Source organism: Pseudomonas cyclaminis (genome assembly GCF_015163715.1).
GTDB lineage: Bacteria > Pseudomonadota > Gammaproteobacteria > Pseudomonadales > Pseudomonadaceae > Aquipseudomonas > Aquipseudomonas cyclaminis.
The window spans coordinates 13,442-32,238 of record NZ_JADDUM010000078.1 but is presented as its reverse complement, the minus strand read 5'-3'; the positions used below and the strand labels follow the sequence as shown (position 1 = coordinate 32,238).

Sequence of the window (18,797 nt, the reverse complement as noted above, 5' to 3'; positions counted from 1 at the left end):
AACGCGTATATATCCAGGATTTAACATCCCATGGCTGATGGAAAACCAAGCTCCCCACAGTTCTTGCTCTTTGAAAGTGAAAGTGAAGCTGAGTGCGCTGCAGAAGTGGCGGCAGCGACACCACCCAACGGGCCGTTCAGTGATTTCATAGTGTATGTGGATGAAAGCGGCGATCACGGGATGCAGACACTCGATGTCAACTACCCCATGTTTGTTTTGGCTTTCTGTGTTTTCCATAAGAGGCACTATTGTGAAAAGGTCATCCCGGCGCTTCAGAAGTTCAAGTTCAATCATATGGGGCATGATCTTGTAGGCTTGCATGAACTGGAAATTCGCAAGGAAAAAGGTGCGTTCTCCAGCATGTTCGCCTCTCGCCAGCACAAGCATCTTTTCCTGGAAGAGCTGACCAGCATCATCGAATCGAGCAATTTCGTCTTGATCAGTTGTGTGATTGATAAAGCCACCCTTCGCGAGCAGCAAGGTCCAATACACAACCCTTACCATCTGGCATTGGGTTTCTGCCTCGAGACGCTCTACGAGTTTTTACAAGAGAAAAATCAGCAGAGTGCGTTGACGCATGTGATTTTCGAGCGTCGGGGTCGTAAAGAAGATAACGAGCTTGAGTTGGAGTTTCGTCGGATGTGTGACGGAGCCAATCGTCTGGGGATCCGCTTGCCGTTTGATGTGGTGTTTGCGACCAAGCAGGTCAATTCGACAGGGTTGCAGCTTGCGGACCTTGTTGCCCGACCCGTCGGCATGAGCGTTTTACGGGCGGGCCAGGAAAATCGCGCTTTTGACGTGCTTAAGCGCAAGTTTTATTGCAGCGGGGGGCGGAGCAGGGTGGGCGAGGGGTTTGAAAACTGGGGGCTTAAAATTTTCCCTGCCGTAGAAAGCGAAAAACCCCGGTGAAACTCACCGAGGCTATAACGCCGACCGGGATCCCCCAGTCCATTTGCGGCAGATTCTATGCTTGCGATTTTTGAGTGTCAACGCGGGGCAACTGCGTAGTCGCCGGGCCATGATCCTGCTCAGTCAACTGACACGCTCAATGCCGATAGCTGTTGCCTGAGCAACAGCTATCGGACATTTCTTGGCTGAGAGCGACAGCCTGCTTTCACTCAAATTTTTCAGCCTATTGGTTTTAAAGGATAAAAATCCTGGCACGGCCTCTGCAACGCCTCCTGGTGAACCCTTTCACCAGCCGCCCGCGGAGCCTTGTATGCCTTTGAGCCTTTCCTCGCTTTCCCGTCTGATCTGCCTCGGCGCCACTGTGCTGCTGGGCCACGCCGCTGTCGTCCAGGCTGCCGACGGCGATGACGCCGTGCCGTCCCTGGCCGGTAAGCGCATTGCGGTAAGCATGACTGGCACCAGTCACTATTTCGATATCAAGGCGTTCCAGGCCCAGGTGGATGAGATCAAGCGCCTGGGCGGTACGCCGATCACGCTCGACGCCGGGCGCAATGACAAGAATCTGGTGACCCAGCTGCAAACCGTGGTCACGCAGAAGCCCGATGCGGTGATCCAGACCCTCGGCACCCTCAGCGTGATCGACCCCTGGCTCAAGCGCATCAGCAAGGCCGGGATTCCGTTGTTCACCATCGATGCGCCGTCGCAGTACAGCCTCAACAACACCACGTCCGACAACGTCGCCACCGGCAAGGCCCTGGCTGATCAACTGATCAAGGACGCCGGCGGCAAGGGCAAGATCCTGGTGTTCAATGGTTTCTATGGTGTGCCGGTGTGTGCGATTCGTTATGACCAGTTGAAGCTGGCGCTCAAGGACTACCCACAGCTGGAAATCATCCAGCCCGAGCTGCGTGACGTAATCCCCAATACCGTGCAGGACGCCTACTCCCAGGTGTCGGCGTTGCTCAACAAATACCCGCAGGGCAGTGTTTCGGCGATCTGGTCGGCCTGGGATATTCCGCAACTGGGCGCGAGCAAGGCGTTGATCGATGCCAAGCGCACTGAGATCAAGACCTACGGCGTCGATGGTACCCCCGAAGTCCTGGCGCTGCTCAGTCAGGCGAACTCGCCAGTGGGTGCGGTGGTGGCGCAGCAACCGGCGCTGATCGGCAAGACGGCCGTGCAGAATGTGGCGCGCTACCTGGCCGGGCAACGTGATCTGCCCAAGGAAACCCATGTGGCCACCTTGCTGACCACCGCCGGCAACCTGGCGCAGGTTCAACAACTGCGGGGTGACTGATGGCCGCCTTGCACCTGCAACACCTGCGCAAGCGCTTTGGCGCAACCCAAGCGCTGGATGATGCGAGCCTCAAGGTCGAGCGCGGCAGCATCCATGGGCTGGTGGGCGAGAACGGCGCGGGCAAGTCGACCTTGATCAAGATCCTGGCCGGTATCCACAAGGCGGACGCGGGGCAGGTGAGTATCGACGGTCAGTCGTACGCCGCGTTGTCACCGCGCCAGGTGGATGCGCTGGGTGTGCAGTTCATTCATCAGGAACGGCTGTTGCCCGCCAGTTTTACCGTGGGCGAGGCGCTGTTTTTCGGGCATGAATTGCGGCGCGGGCCCTTTGTGGATCGACGCCGCCAGCGACGTGAGGCCGAGCGCTTGCTGGCGGAATATTTTGATCTGCAATTGCCCGCCGGCGCGCTGGTGAGTGAACTGAGCAGTGCCGAACGCCAGGTGCTGCAAATCACTCGGGCGCTGATTCGCCAACCCAAGATCCTGGTGTTCGACGAGCCCAGCGTGGCGCTGGTCAAGCGCGAAGTCGACCAGTTGCTGCGCATCGTCAAACGCCTGCGCGACCAGGGTTTGTCCATCCTGTACATCTCCCACTACCTGCAGGAAATCGACAGCCTCTGCGATGAAGTCACGGTGCTGCGCAATGGCCGGGACGTGGCGGTGGTGCAACCACGGCATACGTCCAGTGCCGAGATCGCACGGCTGATGGTTAACCGCGAGGTGCAGGAGATGTACCCCAAAGCCAAGGTTGCACTGGGGGCGCCGTTGTTGCAGGTACGCGGGTTGAGCCTGGCGCGGCGCTATCGGCAAATCGACCTGGAAGTGCGACGCGGAGAAATCGTTGGCCTGACTGGGCTGGTCGGCTCGGGAGCCAAAGAGTTGTTCAAGACACTCTTCGGTGTCGAGCGTGCCGACAGCGGCAGTGTGCATCTGGATGGACGCTTACTGCGCCTGCGTTCGCCGGGCCAGGCGATTGCCGAGGGCATTGCGCTGGTGCCGGAAGAGCGGCGCAGCCAGGGGATTTCGCCAGTACTTTCGGTGCTGGAAAACCTGACGCTGGCGGGGCTCGGGCGGTTCAGCCGCTGGGGCTTGTTGAGCCGCCGCAAGGAACAGGTGCAAAGCCTGCGGCTGATCGACGAATTGGCAATCAAGGCGCCAGGGCCCCAAGCGGCCGTCAGCCAGCTCAGTGGCGGCAACCAGCAGAAGGTCGCCCTGGGTAAATGGCTGAGCCGCCGCTCGTCGGTGTACCTGTTGGACGAACCCTGCGTGGGGGTGGATGTGGGGGCCAAGGTGGAGATCTATCGCTTGATCGGGCGCTTGGTGGAAGAGGGTGCGGCGGTGCTGGTGTTGTCTTCGGATTTGCCGGAGTTGTTGGGGATCAGTGACCGGATCCTGGTGCTGCATCGCGGTGAGATTGCCGGAGAGTTTCGGGCGGGCGAGGCCGACAGCGACCAGTTGCTGGCGTGTGCCACCGGCGCGGTGCCGGCCGCCGCTGCGCAGGTGCGGGAGGTCGAGCATGCTTGAAGCAATACTGCGACGTGGTTCGGTGGGGGTGTTTGTGGCGATCCTGCTGGGGTTTGCCGTGGCTGCGCCGAACTTTTTGTCGGTGGGCAATCTGGCCAACGTGTTCAGCCAGTCGGCGATTCTCGGCGTGCTGGCCTTCGGGCTCACCTGCGTGATTATCGGCGGCGGTTCTAACGTGGTGGCCGGCGGGTTGGACCTGTCGCTGGCGGCCAACCTGGGCTTGTGCGCGGCGGTGTTCAGCCGCCTCAATAATGCCGGCCTGGATCTCTGGTTGACGTTGCTGCTGACCCTGGGCTGCGGCCTGGCGGTTGGCTTGCTCAATGGGCTGGCCGTGGTGGCGCTGCGTTTGCCGCCGTTGCTGGCGACCCTGGCGAGCATGAACGTGCTGGCCGGGCTGGAGTTGGTGCTGACGGAAAATACGGTGGTCTCCACGGACTCGCCGTTACTGGACCTGCTCAGTGGTGGCGCCTGGTTGGGCGTGCCGGCCCTGGCCTGGGTGCTCCTTTTGGCCGCGGGTGTACTGACGTTGCTGATCCAGCACTCGGTCTATGGGCTGCGCCTGCATGCGGTGGGCGAATACCCCCAGGCGGCAGAAGCGGCTGGCCTTGGCGTGTCCGGCTACGTGCTGTCGAGCTATGGGCTGTCTGGTCTGTGCGCCGCCGTAGCTGCGTTGTGTTCGGCTGCGTTCTTCAGCGGCAGCACCACAGGTTCTGGCGACATGCTGCTGTCGGTGGTAGCGATCGCCTTCCTCGGCGTGGTGTTTTCCCGCAGGCTGGTGGCGAGCATTCCGGGGACTTTGCTGGCGGCGCTGTTGATCGGTTTTCTGATTAATGGCTTTCAACTGCTTAACCTCTCCAGCTTCTGGGTCAATGGTGTACAGGGCGTGTTGATCTTGCTGGTCGTTGCGGCGTCCAGTGCATTGAACCGAGGGGCGACGGCATGAACGCACGCGCATTGTTGCCGCTGACATTGCCACTGGTATTCACGCTGATTGTCGTGGTGTTTGCGCTGCAAGCTCCGGGCTTCCTCAGTGCGGGCAACCTGCAAAGTCTGGTGTTGAACAACTTCGTGCTGCTGGCGATTGTCGCCATCGGCATGACCTACGCGGTGGCGGCCGGTGGTATCGACCTGTCGGTGGGCACGGCGCTGGATTTCGCCAGTCTCAGCTTTGTGGTGCTGCTCAATGGCGGCCATGGCTGGGCGGTGGCCGGCACCGGCGCGCTGGCGGCGGCGTTGCTGGTGGGGCTGGTAAATGCCGGCCTGATTGCCGGGCTGCGGATCAGCCCGTTCCTGGCCACCCTGGGCACTTTGTTTATCGGCACCAGCGCCCAGCAACTGCTTTCGGACGGCGGCCAGCCGATCTATATCAGCCAAGGCTTGAAGCCTGAGTTCACGGGGCTGACACCGCTGCTGATCGTATTGGGGCTGGCGCTGTTCTACGGCCTGGCCCTGGCGCGCGGACGCCTGGGCGCGAGTTACTGGCCCAGGGCACCCAGCCGCTGCTGGCGTATTACTCGGGGTTGTCGGTGCGGCGCATCGTCAGCGTCGTGGCCCTGGCTACCGCCCTGGCCTGTGGGGTGGCGGGCGTGTTGCTCAGCTCGACAGTCAGCGCTTATGTGCCGCTGTCGGGTAACGCGTTTTTGCTCAACGCGATTGGCGCGGTATTTATCGGCACGACCTTGAGCCGGCAGGGCCGGGCAAATATTCCCGGGACACTGCTGGGCGTGCTGTTTATCAACGTGATCGCCAACGGCCTGCTGTTGATCGGCTGGAACTTCTACTGGCAGCAGGTGGCGACTGGGGTGCTGATCTTTATCGTGTTGAGCTTCAGTTTTGCCAGCCGGCGAATGTTGGAGCGCAACTAGCCGGCGCTATTCAGCCTTTACCAGGGTGGTGCGGGTTTTATAGTCACCGTTGACCACACTCTGGCGGGTGAAGAAGTACCCGTAATCTTGCAAGTACACCTCGGTGCTGGTGGCGTTGTACCTCTCGCCAATCACCGTGCAATTCAGTTCCGTGGCGTTGCCACTCAGGGCCGCGTTGATTTTGCTGGCCGAGAGTTCACGCGCCACCAAGCAGGTATAGGTGCGCCAGAGTACCCGGTCGTCTTCGGCGGTATCGCGGTTGAGGTCTTTGAAGCTGAACCCTAGCGTTGCACCGACCGGCATCTGTTTCCAGTCGCCGCTGAAACTCAGTTGTTGAACGTGGCTGGCGGCTGAGCGGGACAGCCCCTCCCATTCAAATTGAGACTGGTAGGTCAGGTTGAAAAGGCCTCGCAAGGATGTGGTGACAGAGGTTGAGTAATTGGAGACGTTGCGGATGTGTAACTGGCCGCTATCATCGTTCGGCTCGATAAACAGGTCGTGCAGCAGGGTGGTCGAGCTTTCGCTCTTTTCCACCAGATGGCGCAAGGACTTGGCGGGAGTGGGCATGCCCAGTGCGTTGATTGCGCTCACCACGTCTGCCGATAGTGGCGCGGGGGTCAGTATTTCCCGGGCCTTGGTGCGGGCAGTCGCAACCGGCAGCTGTTCGAGCGGTGGTGCGCAGGCCGCCTTGAGCAAGGCCTGGGTATTGGCTTCGGCCGAGCTGAAGGGCGCGTCCTGAGGCGCGGTTTCGATATTGCCGAAAGTGACCACGTTGTTCTGATTCAGGCCGAACGTTGCCAGGGGGCGGTAGGTCTGGCGGCTGCAATCGGTCTGCAAAAGCATGCGTGTTTGGGCGTAGTGCACCTTCTTGAGTTTGTTGGTGAGGATGAATGGCTCATCAACGGCTCCCCAGAACTTCACGCTATCACCCGTGCGCTTTACGCTGGCGCGGTCGATCAGCAACTGCCGTTGAGTCCCTGTGCCGCTGATCACCCGCCAGTCTGCGCGTGGCGTGTGGGCGCAGGCGTCGATAAATCCGGTGTTCTGTTTGAGATTGGCGATCACGACTGGCGTCAGGTCACGCATCACGTTAAAGCGCGTGGGCTGGCCGTTGGCGGCCAAGGTACCTGGGGACTCCAGGAACAGCAGGCTGGCTTCCGGTGCGGCGCACGATGCGCGGACCTGTGCGATGTCCGGCACGCTGGAGCCTTTGCGCGGTGTTACCTGAACCTGGTAGCTGAGTTTGTCGCCATCGCGCAGGATCGAATCGGCCAGTGGGGGTTGCTTGAGCACTTCGGCAAACGCCGGCTCGGCCTTGGCCCCGTTCCTCATGGCTTGAAGGCTGCAACCACTGAGCAAGCCGAGGGCGATGACAACCGCGATGCGTTTCATGGGCGTTCCTTGCGGACAAAGGGATTCATGATGATCAACCGTTTTCGGCTGAACCCTGTGCTTCTTGAGGGCGGCGTACTGGTTAGAACGGGTAAGCCGAGCCGGCGCCGGCATAGCCTCTTGTTCTGCCGAGTTCCTTACTGCAGGTCGGAACCGGAAGCTTCCTACGCTATGCATCGACCCTGGACACCTGAGTCGCTGGTTTCGTGATGCTAGGTTTTCGGTCCCTGCATTCAACCAAGAAAAGACGAATAAATATGCGCAACCTTATCGTGCGGCTGCTGGTGTTGGTGGGAGTACCTTTGATCATGGGCGGTTGCGGTACGGTGAACACGGTTTTTCGTGACGATGGCGTCACCGTGAGGGACCTTAAGGAGAAGAAAACCTATTGCCAGACTGTTCCGCGTGTATACAGCGGCGTGGCCTACGACCTGTGCGTCCTCCATGGGCCGCCGAATTCCGCAGGCGGGCTTTCGTTGAACGGGATTCCCTGGGCCGTTCTCGATGCGCCGGTCTCCGGTGTTCTCGATACGCTTATCCTGCCCTACACGATCTACCGGCAAAGTGTCGACGGCAGTATCGAGGTCCGCTAACCGCTCGCCGCTAACAGCTTCCTACTGCTTTTACGCTATAATCCCGCCCTTTAGCTGTTTCCTGCCCAGGCAGGAAGCACACTTTTTTCAGGCGCCACCCGCCTGCATGCAGACTAAAAGAGGCTAGACCCCTGTGGCATTGACGATTCTTGGCCTGTCCGGCGCCCTTAGCCATGATCCTTCCGCAGCCTTGTATATCGACGGCAAGCTGATCGCGGCCGCCGAAGAAGAGCGCTTCGTACGCGACAAACATGCAAAGAACCGCATGCCCTACGAATCGGCGAAGTTCTGCCTGGAACAGGCCGGTATCAAGCCTTCCGACGTTGACGTGGTAGCGATTCCGTTCGCCCCGATCAGCCTGTTCGGTGAGGCACGCTGGCACTATGCCAAGCGTTACTGGTACGCCCCGGACCGCGCACTTGACGCGATCCTGATGGGCAACCGTCGCTACAAGCGCTATCGCAACAAGATCGTCTGGTGCCTGGAGCAACTGGGCTTCGATCCGAAGAAAATCAAGATCGAACCGGTTGAACACCACCTGGCCCACGCTTCCAGCGCTTACCACTGCTCCGGTTTTCAAGAAAAAACCGCGATCCTCGGGATCGACGGCAAGGGTGAATACGCCACCACGTTCTTCGGCTACGGCGAAAACGGCAAGATCCACAAGATCAAGGAATTCTACGACCCGGACTCCCTCGGCGGCCTGTATGGCGCGATCACCGAGTTCCTCGGTTTCGAGATGCTCGACGGTGAGTTCAAGGTCATGGGCATGGCGCCGTACGGCGATGCCAGCAAATACGACTTTTCGCGCCTGGCCTCCTTTGAGAACGGCGAGTTGGTGATCAATACCGACTATGCCAACGTCATCGGCCTGCGCCGGTATAAAGAGAAGGGCAAGGGCTTCTACTTCTCGCCGAAACTGATCGAGTGGCTGGGTCCCAAGCGCGAAGGCGACATCGCCGACGAGCCGTACATCCACTACGCCGCGAGCATGCAAGCGCTGTTCGAGAAACTGGCCTTGCAGATGATCGACCATTACCTGGGCGACATCCTCAAGGACACCGGCAAGCTGGCCTTCGCCGGCGGCTGTGCACTGAACGTCAAGCTGAACCAGAAAATCATTGCCCGCGACGACGTGAAAGAGCTGTTCGTGCAGCCGGCGTCCGGCGATGCCGGTACGGCGGTGGGCGCGGCGGCCTACGTGTCCCACGCCCGCGGTGTGCCGGTGGAGAAGATGGAACACGTCTACCTCGGCCCGTCCTACAGCAACGAAGACGTGATTGCCGCGTGCGCCAAGCACGAGAGCAAGCCGGTCTGGCGCAAGATCGACAACATGCCCCAGCGCATCGCCAAGATCATGGTCGACGGCAACCCGGTTGCCTGGTTCCAGGGCCGCATGGAGTTTGGCCCGCGTGCGTTGGGCGGTCGTTCGATCATCGGTTGCCCAAGTGCTACCGGCGTGGCTGACCGTATCAACCACCAGATCAAGTTCCGCGAGCGCTGGAGGCCTTTCTGCCCGTCGATGCTCGACACCGTGGCCCCGCAGATGATCAAGGTCGATCACCCGGCGCCGTTCATGACCTTTACGTTTGAAGTCTCGGAAGAGTGGAAAACCCGCGTGCCGGAAGTGGTCCATGAAGATGGCACCTCCCGCGCCCAGGTGCTCAAGCGCGAATACAACCCGCGCTACTACGACATGATGAAAGAGCTCGAAGTGCTGACCGGCAACGGCGTGTCCCTGAACACCTCGCTCAACCGTCGTGGCGAAGCGATGATCTGCTCGCCGAAGGACGCGCTGGACATGTTCTTCGGCTCCGACCTGCAATACCTGATCATGGAAGACATCCTGGTCGTCAAAGACGGCGTGGACCCTTATGACGCGCTCGGCTGATCGCCACGTCCTGCAGTTCTGCCACGGCTATTACGGGCCGTTCCTGGATTGCGCGCGGCAGTACGCGAGCCTGTTCGCTGGCTCCGGCTATAAAGTGACCACGGTGTTTCTCACCGGGGTCGCCGATCCGCAGGTGGCTGCCGAGTGTGCGTCGGACGAAGTGTTGTTCATGGAATTCAGCTCCAGGGCCGTTCGCGGCCTGAAGCTGGGTGCCATCCGTGAGCTGCGCAAGATCGCCGCGTCGCGCAACTTCAGCTTTTGTATCGCTCACCGCTTCAAGCCGATCTACATCGCCTTGCTCGGTACGCGGCTGCCGGTAATCGGCGTGCATCACGCCTTTGGTGATTATCAGCGTCAAAGCCGCACACTGTTCGCCGGGTTCTTCCGCAAGCGCCTGAGCCTGCTGGGGGTTTCCGACGCGGTGCGTGATGACATGCGCCGCTGCCTGCCGGGCTGGCCCGCAGCGCGTATCCAGACCTTGTACAACCGTATTGATGTCGACGCGTTGCAGGCCATTCAGGTGCCGGCCGATGAGGCACGCGATGCCTTGGGCTTGTCGCCGGATGAATGGGTGGTCGGCAATGTCGGCCGCCTGCACGCGGACAAAGACCAGGCCACGCTGCTCAAGGGCTTTGCCCTGGCGTTGCCGCACTTGCCGGCCCAGAGCCGTTTGGCGATTCTCGGCAGCGGCCGCCTGGAGCAAAGCCTCAAGGAGTTGGCACACGAACTGGGGATTGCCGGGCAGGTGCTGTTTCTTGGCCAGGTGCCGGATGCACGCCGGTATTTCCGTGCGTTCGACGTGTTTGCCCTGAGCTCCGATCACGAACCGTTCGGCATGGTGTTGCTGGAAGCCATGGCGGCCGGTGTACCGTTGCTGGCCACGGCCTGTGGCGGCGCGAAGGAAGTGGTCGAAGGCGTCGGTATCCTGTTTCCCTTTGGCGACGCCGAACACCTCGCCCAGGGGTTGCGCCACTTGGCCTCGATGGATCACCACCAGCAACGGCAGTGCGCCGACATGATGCTGGAACGCCTGCGCACGCGTTTCTCGGATCAGGCGGTACGCGATACCTTCTGGCAATTGCCGCACGTTATTGAACTGACCGCGGGGGCTTGATGCTCAATCGATTCCAAGGCTGGCGCGAGCGAGGCTGGTCCGTCGTCGACGCGCCTGCCTATAGCGATGCCTGGCAACGTTTTGGCGGCAGCGTCGCGACCCATCCCCAAGTGATCGAGCGCCTGGCCGGGCTGGCCGATATTCCGGTGCGCTACCTGGCCTGGGAGCAGGGCGGTGAAACGCAGGCGTGCATCGCCACCTGGGGCCGCGACCTGGCGTTGTCCAAGGACGTACTCAAGCAACAGGGCAAGAAAGGCCTGTTTGATCTGGGTAACGCCGAATTGATCCTGCCAGCCGCCGCGAATGCCCAGGCGCCGCTGCGCCACCGCGCACGCTACCTGTCGGCCCTGAACGAAGGCCGTTTCAGCGGCCTCAAGCCTCAGGCCGAGCAGTTGGCCATGGCCCGCACCCCGGAAGACCTGTCGAAGAAATTCCGCTACAACCAGCGCCGCGAACTGCGTTTGCTCGAAGAGGCGGGTGGCATCGTGCGCCCGGTCAGTGAGTTTTCCAGCCAGGAATTGGCCGCGATCTACTGCGATCTGTTCCTGCGCCGCTGGGGGTTTGTCGCCACCGGTGCCGAGCGCATGGCTGAAGTGATCGAGCTGCTGCGCGAGTGGCTGATCGGCTCGGTGATTTTCCTTAACGATGCGCCCATCGCGGTCCAGTTGGTGTACCGGGTCGAGTCGCCCGAGTGGATCAGCGTGGAATACGTCAACGGTGGTGTCGACCCTGAGACCCGTGCGTTCAGCCCGGGCAGCGTCCTGAGTTTCCTCAACACCCAGAGCGCCTGGGAGCAGGCACGAGAAGTCGGCAAGCCGCTGCGCTTTTCCTTCGGGCGTGCCGACCGCGAGTACAAGGACCGTTGGTGCAACCCCGTGCCGGTGCTGACCGTATGACCCGCAAACAGCAATTGCTCAAGCGTCATCGGCGCAACAAGCGGGTTGCCCTGCTGATCGGCCTGTTGCTGCTGGTGGTGATCGGCGTCTGGGTCGCCTGGTGGTTGCCGTTGTTACTCGGCGTGCTGGCCTGGGTCGCCCATGAGGCCTGGTTTGCCGACCATCTGTTTTATGCTCCCGGCGAAGACTATCAATACCGGTTCTCGGCGGATGCCGAAGTGGCGGGAGTTCGCCTCGACGGCGGGCAACTGCGGGTTGATTCACCCCTGCAGGCCGATGCGACATTGATGTTGGCCATCAAGGTCAAGAGCAGTTGGTTGGGGCGTTTTCTGGATCCGGGAATTGAGATTTCGGGCGCTGACAGCGCTGATCGACAGGTTTTCGAGCGTGGTGTGAACGGGGTTCGTTATCTCAACCTCAGTGGGCTGGCGCCGGCCCTGGCGACAGGTGAGTTGCGTTTGCGCGGGCGTTTTTGCACCTTGCACGGCGCGCCCCGCTTGTGGGCCTGGGTCGATCCGGATTATTCAGAACAGCGGGTGATGGTCATCGCGCCCCATGCCGATGATGCCGAGCTGGCTGCTTTTGGCTTATACAGCCAGGCTGAAAAACCGTGGATCGTAACCCTCACCGCCGGTGAAATCGAAGCCGAGCATTACCAGCAAATGGGCCTGGATTCGGTCGAAGCCTCGCGCATCAAAGGCCGCCTGCGCGCCTGGGACAGCATTGCCGTGCCGCTTTGGGCCGGTGTGCCGCAGGCCCATTGCGTGCAGTTGGGCTACTTCTGCCTGCAATTGCCGGCGATGCGCACGACGCCTGATCAGCCAGTGGCTTCGCGCGAAGCGCAGCTGTCGGATATCCGCCTGTTTCGCCAGTTCAATCCGTTCCCGTTACCGGCGGATGCCGACGGCCTGCCGACCTGGAACAACCTGTTGGCCGACCTGCGCCAGTTGCTGCTGACGGCGCGTCCCGAAGTGATCGTGTTGCCGCATCCGGTACTCGACCCTCACCCAGACCATATCTGCGCGCAGCAAGCGGTGGTCGAGGCGTTGCAAGGCTTGGAATGGCAGCCGACCATCATCCTGGGCTACGCCAACCATCTGCATGACAACGACCGCTGGCCCATGGGTGACGCGGGCGCCGGGATTGCCTTGCCGCCGCTGTTCGACGACACGCTTGAGCTGCGCCCCTGTAGCTTGCCGCTGTCGTTGGCGCAGCAGCGCGACAAAGCCATGGCGCTTGGCATGATGCATGACCTGCAACCCGCGCCGCCGTTCAAGCGTCGGGTACGCCGCTGGCTCCAGCGGGTGCTGGCGGGCCGTGCGCGGTCGCCTTATGGCGAGAACGAGTTTTTCCGCAAGGCCGTACGACGGCATGAGTTGTTCTGGCGTTTGTGAAAGGAAAGGTCATGAAAGTTTTGTTTCTGGTACAGAAAGAACAGCGTGCGATTCTGGATCGCTTGTACGAAGGCATTGCCGAGCACTGCGAGTGTGATACCCGCTGGCTGAGCAGCGATGAGCAGCGCAACCTGCGCGGTTACTTCAAGCGCGAAGTCGACGTGACCCGCTATGACCGCATCGTGTTTTTCCTGCGCTTCAAGCAGGAAATCCGCCAGGCCGGGTTTATCCGTACGATCCCGAACCTGGTGATCCTCGAACACGACGCCTACCAGAACTACATTCCCTGCAAATACACCGGCAAGTTCAGTGCGCACTACCGCCGCTTGCCGTGGGCGCGGGTGATCAGCTCCGGCTACAGCGTGGCCGAGCGCCTGCGCGCCGAAGGCTTTGATGCGGTGTTCGTGCCCAAAGGCTACGACCAGGCGCTGTTGCAGCACCAGGGTCTGGAGCGCGACATCGAGCTGGCGTTTGTCGGCAGCACCAACAGCGTGGCCTATAGTGGCCGCAAGGCGCTGCTTGATGAGTTGGCCCGCGTTGAGCCGCTGGTGGTCACGCGCACCAAATCCGGTGAGGAATACTGCGCGACGCTTAACCGGATTCGTTTTTTCGTCAGTGCCGATGTGGGCATGGGCGAGTACATGATCAAGAACTTCGAGGCCATGGCCTGTGGCTGTGTGCTGCTGGCGTTTGACCAAGGGGCTGCGGAAAACGAAGCCCTTGGTTTCAAGGACATGGTCAATGTGGTGTTCTACAAGGACATTCCACAGTTGCAGGAAAAGCTCTCGCAGCTGCGCGCCGACCCGCAACTGGCAGCAGAGATTGCGCGCAATGGGCAAGACCTTGCCGTCAGCCAGTTCAGCTTTGCGCGCATCGGCCAGCGTATTGTCGAAGTGCTCCAGCCACCCCTGCGGCCTCGTGCGCCGTTGAACTGGCTGGAGCGGTTGCGCCTGACACTCGGTGTTTGATCCGCAAAGTACAAAGAGCCACACCCACGCCGCATAAGGTTTTTTCGATGAGCATTCTCAACATCATGTGGGCCGGTGGTTCTGCATTTGCCTCGGTGCAGAAGGTGCACCAGCAGATACTGTCCCATACCGACAGCGGCGCTCCCGTTCACCACTGGCTGCTTCAGGGCAGTGCGGCCGGCAGCGATGGCCTGGTCGAGCGTGCTGTGGAGTGGAACCTGTCTTCTGCAAAGCTCAAGGGCCGGCACCTGTGGAAGTGGTTGATGCCGTGGATGCATGCGCGCTTTCGCAAGGCCTTGCCCGACGATGTCCAGGTGGTGCTCCTTGACGGGATCGGCGTCGCCCGTGTGTTCCTGCCCGTGCTCAAGCGCTTGCCGCATGTGCGCGCCGTGGTGATATTTCATGGTGTCACGCGTTTACGCAGTGCGGATCAACAGTTGTTCGACTCGTTCCCTGCGTCGCAACTCACGGTGACGGCAGTGTCGCAGACCCTCGCCGGTTCGCTGGAGCGTGACCTCAAGCGACCTGTGGTTGTGCTGCGCAGTGCTTTCGACCCTGTGGTTTTTCGTGCTGCGGTGCTTTCCCGTGAACAGGCTCGCTCCCGCCTGGGCCTGTCGTTGGAGGCCGCGCCGGCGATAGGTGCGGTCGGTCGACTGGTCGATGGCAAGGGGTTTGCCTGTTTGTTGGACGCCTTTGCCACTGCGACGGCTGATCAGCCGGATGCGCGCCTGGTGATTATCGGCGAAGGCCCCGCGAGACCTGGGCTTGAGGCGCGTATCGAGGCGCTTGGCGTGCGCGACAAAGTGTCCTTGCCAGGGCATCTGCCTGAGGCGGCGAGCCTGTACCGGGCGTTTGACTGGGTGGCCATTCCTTCGACGGAAGAGGGCTTGGGGCTGATCCTGCAAGAGTCGGTGATGGCCGGCGTGCCCGTGTTGACCAGCGAGCTGGCGGTGTTCCGCGAGCAGTTGGGGGATTGCGGTTGGTACGCGCCTGCAGCCGATCCCGCGTCCTGGAGTGGCCTCCTGACCCGTGCGTTCGCGAGTTCCGGTGAGGAGATCGTCGAGGCTCAATCGCGGGCGCTGGCGCCGGAGAAAGCCTGGAGTGATTTCACTGAAACCACTCGACGGCTGTTTTCATGCCGCTAGCAGGGCGTTCTCCAGTGCTTGCATTGGAAAGCGTTCGTTCAGGTTCTCACGCGCAATATAGCGTGCGAAATGTTGCAGGTTGCGCCGAGCCAGTTCCGGGTTCAACGGAGCGCGCAGGAAGCGCATATCGGCCACGTCGATCAGGCCCATTTCATTGTCGGGCGTCACGACAATATTGCCCAGGTGTAACGAACGGAAATAAATGCCCGCGTCATGCAGGCGACGAATAAGGGCCACCAGCGGGTCGAGGTTCGCCTGCCACTCAAAGCCTTCGCGGTTGGAGATCTGGCGCAGCGTCTCACCCGGCAACGGGCGGTACAGCACGGCAGTCATGCCGGGCGCCGTCAGTTGAAAGAACGCGAGTACGCTCAAGGTGGGGATGCCACGCTGCTGCAGTTGCGCCACATTGTCGATAAACCGCTTGGAGTACGGGCGAAACAACGCAGAGGAGAACAGGCGTTTGCGGCGAAACAGTTTGAGGATGTTCCCGTCGGTCAGCAGGTAGACTTTGGGGCCGTAGCTGTCCTTCTCCAGGATTTTGGCACCTTCAATCATCGCGGTTAAATCGGCCTGGGGGAGCCTTGAACATTGCATCGTCGGAAAGCCTTGTGGGAGTCGCGGGCACAGTGGTCGGTAATAATGCCGAAAGTTTTGGGTTTTAACCATGCCGGGTTGGCGGGTTGAACGTATTCAGGAGCGGGTGATGCAAGCAAGTCGTTGGGCGCAGGTATGGATGATTTTCGGGTTACTTTGGTTTTTGCTGGCAGTTGCCTTCGCGCCGACCAATAAGATCTATCAACAAGGCTTGACGCTGTTCCTGTGGTTGCCGGCGATGGTGTTTGCCTGGGGGGCGCGTGAGCGTCTCAAGGAGGTCTGGCACGAACAGCGCTGGATCTGCCTGATGATTGCCGCGCTTGCTGTCTGGGGCGCGATCAGCCTGTTGTGGACCAACGCCGAAGACCCGTCCCGCGAGGCCAAGCGCCTGCTGTATATCGGCGTATTCCTGCTGTTTTTCCCGGTGTTTGCGTGTGGTCAGCCCGAGCGCGTCATTCGCGTGATGCAATGGGGGGGCTTCGGACTGGCATTGTCGTCGCTGCTTGCAATCATCAAGTTCTATGGCATTGAGCATAATAGCTGGACGGCGCGTCTGGCCGGCTTGGGCCAATTGTCCCACCCCATCCTGGGCGCCTACGTGATCGGCTTGGCGGCCGTCTGGCTGTTGCACTGGGCTCCCCGGGGGCGCTGGATGCAAGTGGGTTGGGTGCTGGCCGTTGGGTTCCTCGGGTTGTTCGTGGTGTTGAGCCAAAGCCGTGGCGCCGCGCTGGCGTTGCTGCTGACAGTGGTGGCGATGCCTGCCTGGTGCCGTGACCGGCGTAGCGCCGTGATTGCCATTGGCGCAGTCCTGGCGGCCCTGGCGGTGTTCTTCGCGATGCAATCGCTCATGCTGGCCCGTGGCGTGTCTTACCGCCCGCAGATCTTCATGGCGGCCGTGCAAATGATCAGCGAGCACCCTTGGACTGGCCTCGGGCTGGGCGGCAACTACAAGATATTTGCCGATGACCTCTTTTTTGACCACTCCCATAACCTGTTCACCCATGTGAGCATCGAGTTGGGCCTGCCGGGCCTGCTGCTGTGGTGTGGCCTGTGGTTCGGCGTGCTGTGGCAAGCCTGGAAGGCCCGCGACACCCTCTACGGCAAGGGCGTCATCGGCATGTGGGTGTTTTCGTTCCTGGCCATGCAGTTCGATGCCGCCAGCCTGACAGGTACGCCGCGTGCCGAGTGGTTCATTTCCTGGCTGCCGATTGCGCTGGCCAGTGTTTTGGTCTGGGCTCGGGCCAAACCCGACGCGTGTGATAAAGTTCGCGTCCTACCCAATCAGTGAGCTCGACACATGAGTGACGCACCGCCCAAAGCGGACCAGGAATCCAGCCTGAAAATCTATTTCCGGCTGCTGGGCTATGTGAAACCGTACCTCGGCATGTTCCTGCTGAGTATCGTGGGCTTCGTGATCTTTGCTTCGACCCAGCCAATGCTCGCCGGGATCCTCAAGTACTTCGTGGATGGCTTGAGCAATCCCGATGTGGTGTTTTTGCCCAAGGTCCCGTTTTTCAAGGACCTGAAGTTGCTGATGGCCGTGCCGCTGCTGATCATCCTGATCGCCGCGTGGCAAGGCCTCGGCTCTTTCCTGGGTAACTACTACCTGGCCAAGGTGTCCCTGGGGCTGGTGCATGACCTGCGGGTCCAGTTGTTCAACAAGCTGTTGGTGCTGCCTAACCGCTACTTCGACACCCATAACTCGGGGCACCTGATTTCCCGCATCACCTTCAACGTGACCATGGTCACCGGCGCGGCCACGGATGCGATCAAGGTCGTGATCCGCGAAGGCCTGACGGTGGTGTTCCTGTTCGGCTATCTCTTGTGGATGAACTGGAAACTGACCCTGGTGATGCTGGCAATCCTGCCGCTGATTGCAATCATGGTCGGCAGCACCAGCAAGAAATTCCGCAAGCAGAGCAAGAAGATCCAGGTGGCGATGGGCGACGTGACCCACGTTGCCTCCGAGACCATCCAGGGTTACCGCGTGGTGCGCAGCTTCGGCGGCGAAGACTACGAGCAGCGCCGCTTTGCCGCCGCCAGCCAGGGCAACACCGACAAGCAGCTGAGCATGAACAAGACCGGTGCGGTCTACACGCCGATGCTGCAACTGGTGATCTACACGGCCATGGCCGCGTTGATGTTCCTGGTGCTGCTGTTGCGCGGTGAGGCGACGGCAGGTGACCTGGTGGCCTACATCACGGCGGCGGGCCTGCTGCCCAAGCCGATCCGCCAGCTGTCGGAAGTCAGCTCGACGATCCAGAAAGGTGTGGCCGGTGCAGAAAGCATCTTCGAACAACTGGATGAAGTGCCTGAAGTCGACGGCGGTACCGTGGAGCGTGATCGCGTCAGCGGTCGCCTGGACGTGCGCAACCTGAGCTTCACTTACCCCGGCACCGAGCGCGAAGTGCTCAAGAACATCAGCTTCAGCGCAGCCCCTGGACAGATGATCGCCCTGGTCGGACGCTCAGGCAGCGGCAAGTCGACGCTGGCCGCCCTGATTCCGCGTTTCTACCATCATGAAACCGGGGAAATCCTGCTGGACGAAGTCGAGATCGAAGACTATCGCCTGCGCAACCTGCGCCGCCATGTGGCCCAGGTTACCCAGCATGTGACCCTGTTCAACGATACCGTGGCCAATAACATCGCCTACGGCGACCTGGCCGACGCGCCGCGTGCCGACATCGAAAAAGCAGCGGCCGATGCCTACGCCATGGACTTCATCGCGGAGCTGCCCAAAGGCCTGGACACCGAAGTCGGTGAAAACGGCGTGCTGCTCTCCGGTGGTCAGCGCCAGCGCCTGGCGATCGCCCGGGCCCTGCTGAAAAATGCCCCGCTGCTGATCCTGGATGAAGCGACCTCGGCGCTGGATACCGAGTCCGAGCGGCATATCCAAGCCGCACTGGACAAGGTCATGAAAGGCCGCACCACCCTGGTGATCGCACACCGTTTGTCCACCATCGAAAAGGCCGACCTGATTCTGGTAATGGATCACGGCGAAATTGTCGAGCGTGGTACGCATGTCGAACTGCTGGCCAAGGGCGGCTATTACTCGCGCCTGCACGCCATGGGGCTGGACGAGCCGGTCGCGAACAACATCACCTGAACCAACGGGGCGCGCAATGCGCCCCGCTGTTTGTATCAAGACCCTTACAGGGCTTGACCAAAGCCAAATAATTCGCTGCCTGTCGTTTGTTATGTTGGCCTTCTCGATTC

Annotated in this window: 15 protein-coding genes and 1 pseudogene; 14 read left to right on the top strand and 2 right to left on the bottom strand. The window is 60.9% G+C overall.

The annotated features are described in order from the left end of the window. The first annotated feature begins 30 nt into the window (after window positions 1-30). The 5 genes and pseudogenes from IQK56_RS11665 to IQK56_RS11645 all read left to right on the top strand — a co-directional run bounded on the left by IQK56_RS11665 (window position 31) and on the right by IQK56_RS11645 (window position 5,594). The gene (locus IQK56_RS11665; RefSeq protein ID WP_150674892.1) at window positions 31-909 is read left to right on the top strand and encodes a DUF3800 domain-containing protein; all 879 of its coding nucleotides are present in this window, start codon (window positions 31-33) and stop codon (window positions 907-909) included. Between the two features lie 310 nt (window positions 910-1,219). After that, window positions 1,220-2,206, top strand: a complete 987-nt coding sequence (locus tag IQK56_RS11660) for a sugar ABC transporter substrate-binding protein (RefSeq protein WP_193861799.1) — start codon at window positions 1,220-1,222, stop codon at window positions 2,204-2,206. Then, window positions 2,206-3,729, top strand: a complete 1,524-nt coding sequence (locus IQK56_RS11655) for a sugar ABC transporter ATP-binding protein (RefSeq protein ID WP_193861798.1) — start codon at window positions 2,206-2,208, stop codon at window positions 3,727-3,729. Before IQK56_RS11660 ends, IQK56_RS11655 begins: the two co-directional genes overlap by 1 nt. After that, window positions 3,722-4,672, top strand: a complete 951-nt coding sequence (locus tag IQK56_RS11650; protein WP_122306261.1) for an ABC transporter permease — start codon at window positions 3,722-3,724, stop codon at window positions 4,670-4,672. Before IQK56_RS11655 ends, IQK56_RS11650 begins: the two co-directional genes overlap by 8 nt. Further along, window positions 4,669-5,594 (top strand): annotated as a pseudogene (locus IQK56_RS11645) (ABC transporter permease). The gene IQK56_RS11650 and the pseudogene IQK56_RS11645 overlap by 4 nt, the downstream one beginning before the upstream one ends. A 6-nt stretch (window positions 5,595-5,600) precedes the next feature. Here the strand turns inward: IQK56_RS11645 and IQK56_RS11640 are convergent. Next, complete coding sequence (locus tag IQK56_RS11640; protein ID WP_193861797.1) at window positions 5,601-6,986, bottom strand: surface-adhesin E family protein; 1,386 nt, start codon at window positions 6,984-6,986, stop codon at window positions 5,601-5,603. A gap of 257 nt (window positions 6,987-7,243) precedes the next feature. On the opposite strand from IQK56_RS11640, the gene IQK56_RS11635 reads away from it, so the two are divergent. From IQK56_RS11635 to IQK56_RS11605, 7 genes are all read left to right on the top strand, one after another. Next, on the top strand, window positions 7,244-7,579 hold the full coding sequence (locus tag IQK56_RS11635) for a YceK/YidQ family lipoprotein (protein WP_193861796.1): 336 nt from the start codon (window positions 7,244-7,246) through the stop codon (window positions 7,577-7,579). 133 nt (window positions 7,580-7,712) lie between these two features. Next, a complete protein-coding gene (locus IQK56_RS11630; RefSeq protein WP_099583718.1) occupies window positions 7,713-9,470 on the top strand; it encodes a carbamoyltransferase family protein in 1,758 nt (585 codons plus the stop codon). After that, window positions 9,454-10,584 carry a glycosyltransferase gene (locus tag IQK56_RS11625; RefSeq protein WP_193901704.1) on the top strand — a complete coding sequence of 377 codons (1,131 nt, stop codon included), beginning with the start codon at window positions 9,454-9,456 and terminating at the stop codon, window positions 10,582-10,584. Before IQK56_RS11630 ends, IQK56_RS11625 begins: the two co-directional genes overlap by 17 nt. Then, window positions 10,584-11,480, top strand: a complete 897-nt coding sequence (locus IQK56_RS11620) for an antimicrobial resistance protein Mig-14 (protein ID WP_150674898.1) — start codon at window positions 10,584-10,586, stop codon at window positions 11,478-11,480. Before IQK56_RS11625 ends, IQK56_RS11620 begins: the two co-directional genes overlap by 1 nt. Beyond that, window positions 11,477-12,874, top strand: coding sequence for a PIG-L deacetylase family protein (locus IQK56_RS11615; RefSeq protein ID WP_122306267.1), 1,398 nt, complete (start codon window positions 11,477-11,479; stop codon window positions 12,872-12,874). The genes IQK56_RS11620 and IQK56_RS11615 overlap by 4 nt, the downstream gene beginning before the upstream one ends. 11 nt (window positions 12,875-12,885) lie before the next feature. Beyond that, the gene (locus IQK56_RS11610) at window positions 12,886-13,842 is read left to right on the top strand and encodes a glycosyltransferase family protein (protein WP_122306268.1); all 957 of its coding nucleotides are present in this window, start codon (window positions 12,886-12,888) and stop codon (window positions 13,840-13,842) included. Window positions 13,843-13,889: 47 nt separating this feature from the next. Further along, window positions 13,890-14,987 (top strand): glycosyltransferase, encoded by a 1,098-nt coding sequence (locus tag IQK56_RS11605; RefSeq protein WP_193862113.1) that lies wholly within the window; start codon window positions 13,890-13,892, stop codon window positions 14,985-14,987. On the opposite strand, the gene IQK56_RS11600 is transcribed toward IQK56_RS11605, so the two are convergent. Then, window positions 14,976-15,542, bottom strand: coding sequence for a BUD32 family EKC/KEOPS complex subunit (locus tag IQK56_RS11600; RefSeq protein ID WP_183140469.1), 567 nt, complete (start codon window positions 15,540-15,542; stop codon window positions 14,976-14,978). The two genes, IQK56_RS11605 and IQK56_RS11600, sit on opposite strands and share 12 nt — an antisense overlap. A 148-nt stretch (window positions 15,543-15,690) precedes the next feature. Here IQK56_RS11600 and IQK56_RS11595 point away from each other — a divergent pair, with 148 nt between their 5' ends. Together IQK56_RS11595 and msbA are read left to right on the top strand one after the other, a co-directional pair. Beyond that, entirely contained in the window at window positions 15,691-16,869 is a 1,179-nt protein-coding gene (locus IQK56_RS11595; protein ID WP_193862114.1) for an O-antigen ligase family protein, read from the top strand. Window positions 16,870-16,878: 9 nt separating this feature from the next. Next, complete coding sequence (gene msbA, locus IQK56_RS11590) at window positions 16,879-18,687, top strand: lipid A export permease/ATP-binding protein MsbA (protein ID WP_099583710.1); 1,809 nt, start codon at window positions 16,879-16,881, stop codon at window positions 18,685-18,687. The last annotated feature ends 110 nt before the right edge of the window (window positions 18,688-18,797 follow it).

What these genes read in the sequence shown, in the direction of transcription:
- IQK56_RS11665 (WP_150674892.1), top strand. Translation starts at nt 31, where the DNA reads ATGGCTGATGGAAAACCAAGCTCCCCACAGTTCTTGCTCTTTGAAAGT.
- IQK56_RS11660 (WP_193861799.1), top strand. Translation starts at nt 1,220, where the DNA reads ATGCCTTTGAGCCTTTCCTCGCTTTCCCGTCTGATCTGCCTCGGCGCC.
- IQK56_RS11655 (WP_193861798.1), top strand. Translation starts at nt 2,206, where the DNA reads ATGGCCGCCTTGCACCTGCAACACCTGCGCAAGCGCTTTGGCGCAACC.
- IQK56_RS11650 (WP_122306261.1), top strand. Translation starts at nt 3,722, where the DNA reads ATGCTTGAAGCAATACTGCGACGTGGTTCGGTGGGGGTGTTTGTGGCG.
- IQK56_RS11640 (WP_193861797.1), bottom strand. Translation starts at nt 6,986, where the DNA reads ATGAAACGCATCGCGGTTGTCATCGCCCTCGGCTTGCTCAGTGGTTGC.
- IQK56_RS11635 (WP_193861796.1), top strand. Translation starts at nt 7,244, where the DNA reads ATGCGCAACCTTATCGTGCGGCTGCTGGTGTTGGTGGGAGTACCTTTG.
- IQK56_RS11625 (WP_193901704.1), top strand. Translation starts at nt 9,454, where the DNA reads ATGACGCGCTCGGCTGATCGCCACGTCCTGCAGTTCTGCCACGGCTAT.
- IQK56_RS11620 (WP_150674898.1), top strand. Translation starts at nt 10,584, where the DNA reads ATGCTCAATCGATTCCAAGGCTGGCGCGAGCGAGGCTGGTCCGTCGTC.
- IQK56_RS11615 (WP_122306267.1), top strand. Translation starts at nt 11,477, where the DNA reads ATGACCCGCAAACAGCAATTGCTCAAGCGTCATCGGCGCAACAAGCGG.
- IQK56_RS11610 (WP_122306268.1), top strand. Translation starts at nt 12,886, where the DNA reads ATGAAAGTTTTGTTTCTGGTACAGAAAGAACAGCGTGCGATTCTGGAT.
- IQK56_RS11605 (WP_193862113.1), top strand. Translation starts at nt 13,890, where the DNA reads ATGAGCATTCTCAACATCATGTGGGCCGGTGGTTCTGCATTTGCCTCG.
- IQK56_RS11600 (WP_183140469.1), bottom strand. Translation starts at nt 15,542, where the DNA reads ATGATTGAAGGTGCCAAAATCCTGGAGAAGGACAGCTACGGCCCCAAA.
- IQK56_RS11595 (WP_193862114.1), top strand. Translation starts at nt 15,691, where the DNA reads ATGCAAGCAAGTCGTTGGGCGCAGGTATGGATGATTTTCGGGTTACTT.
- msbA (WP_099583710.1), top strand. Translation starts at nt 16,879, where the DNA reads ATGAGTGACGCACCGCCCAAAGCGGACCAGGAATCCAGCCTGAAAATC.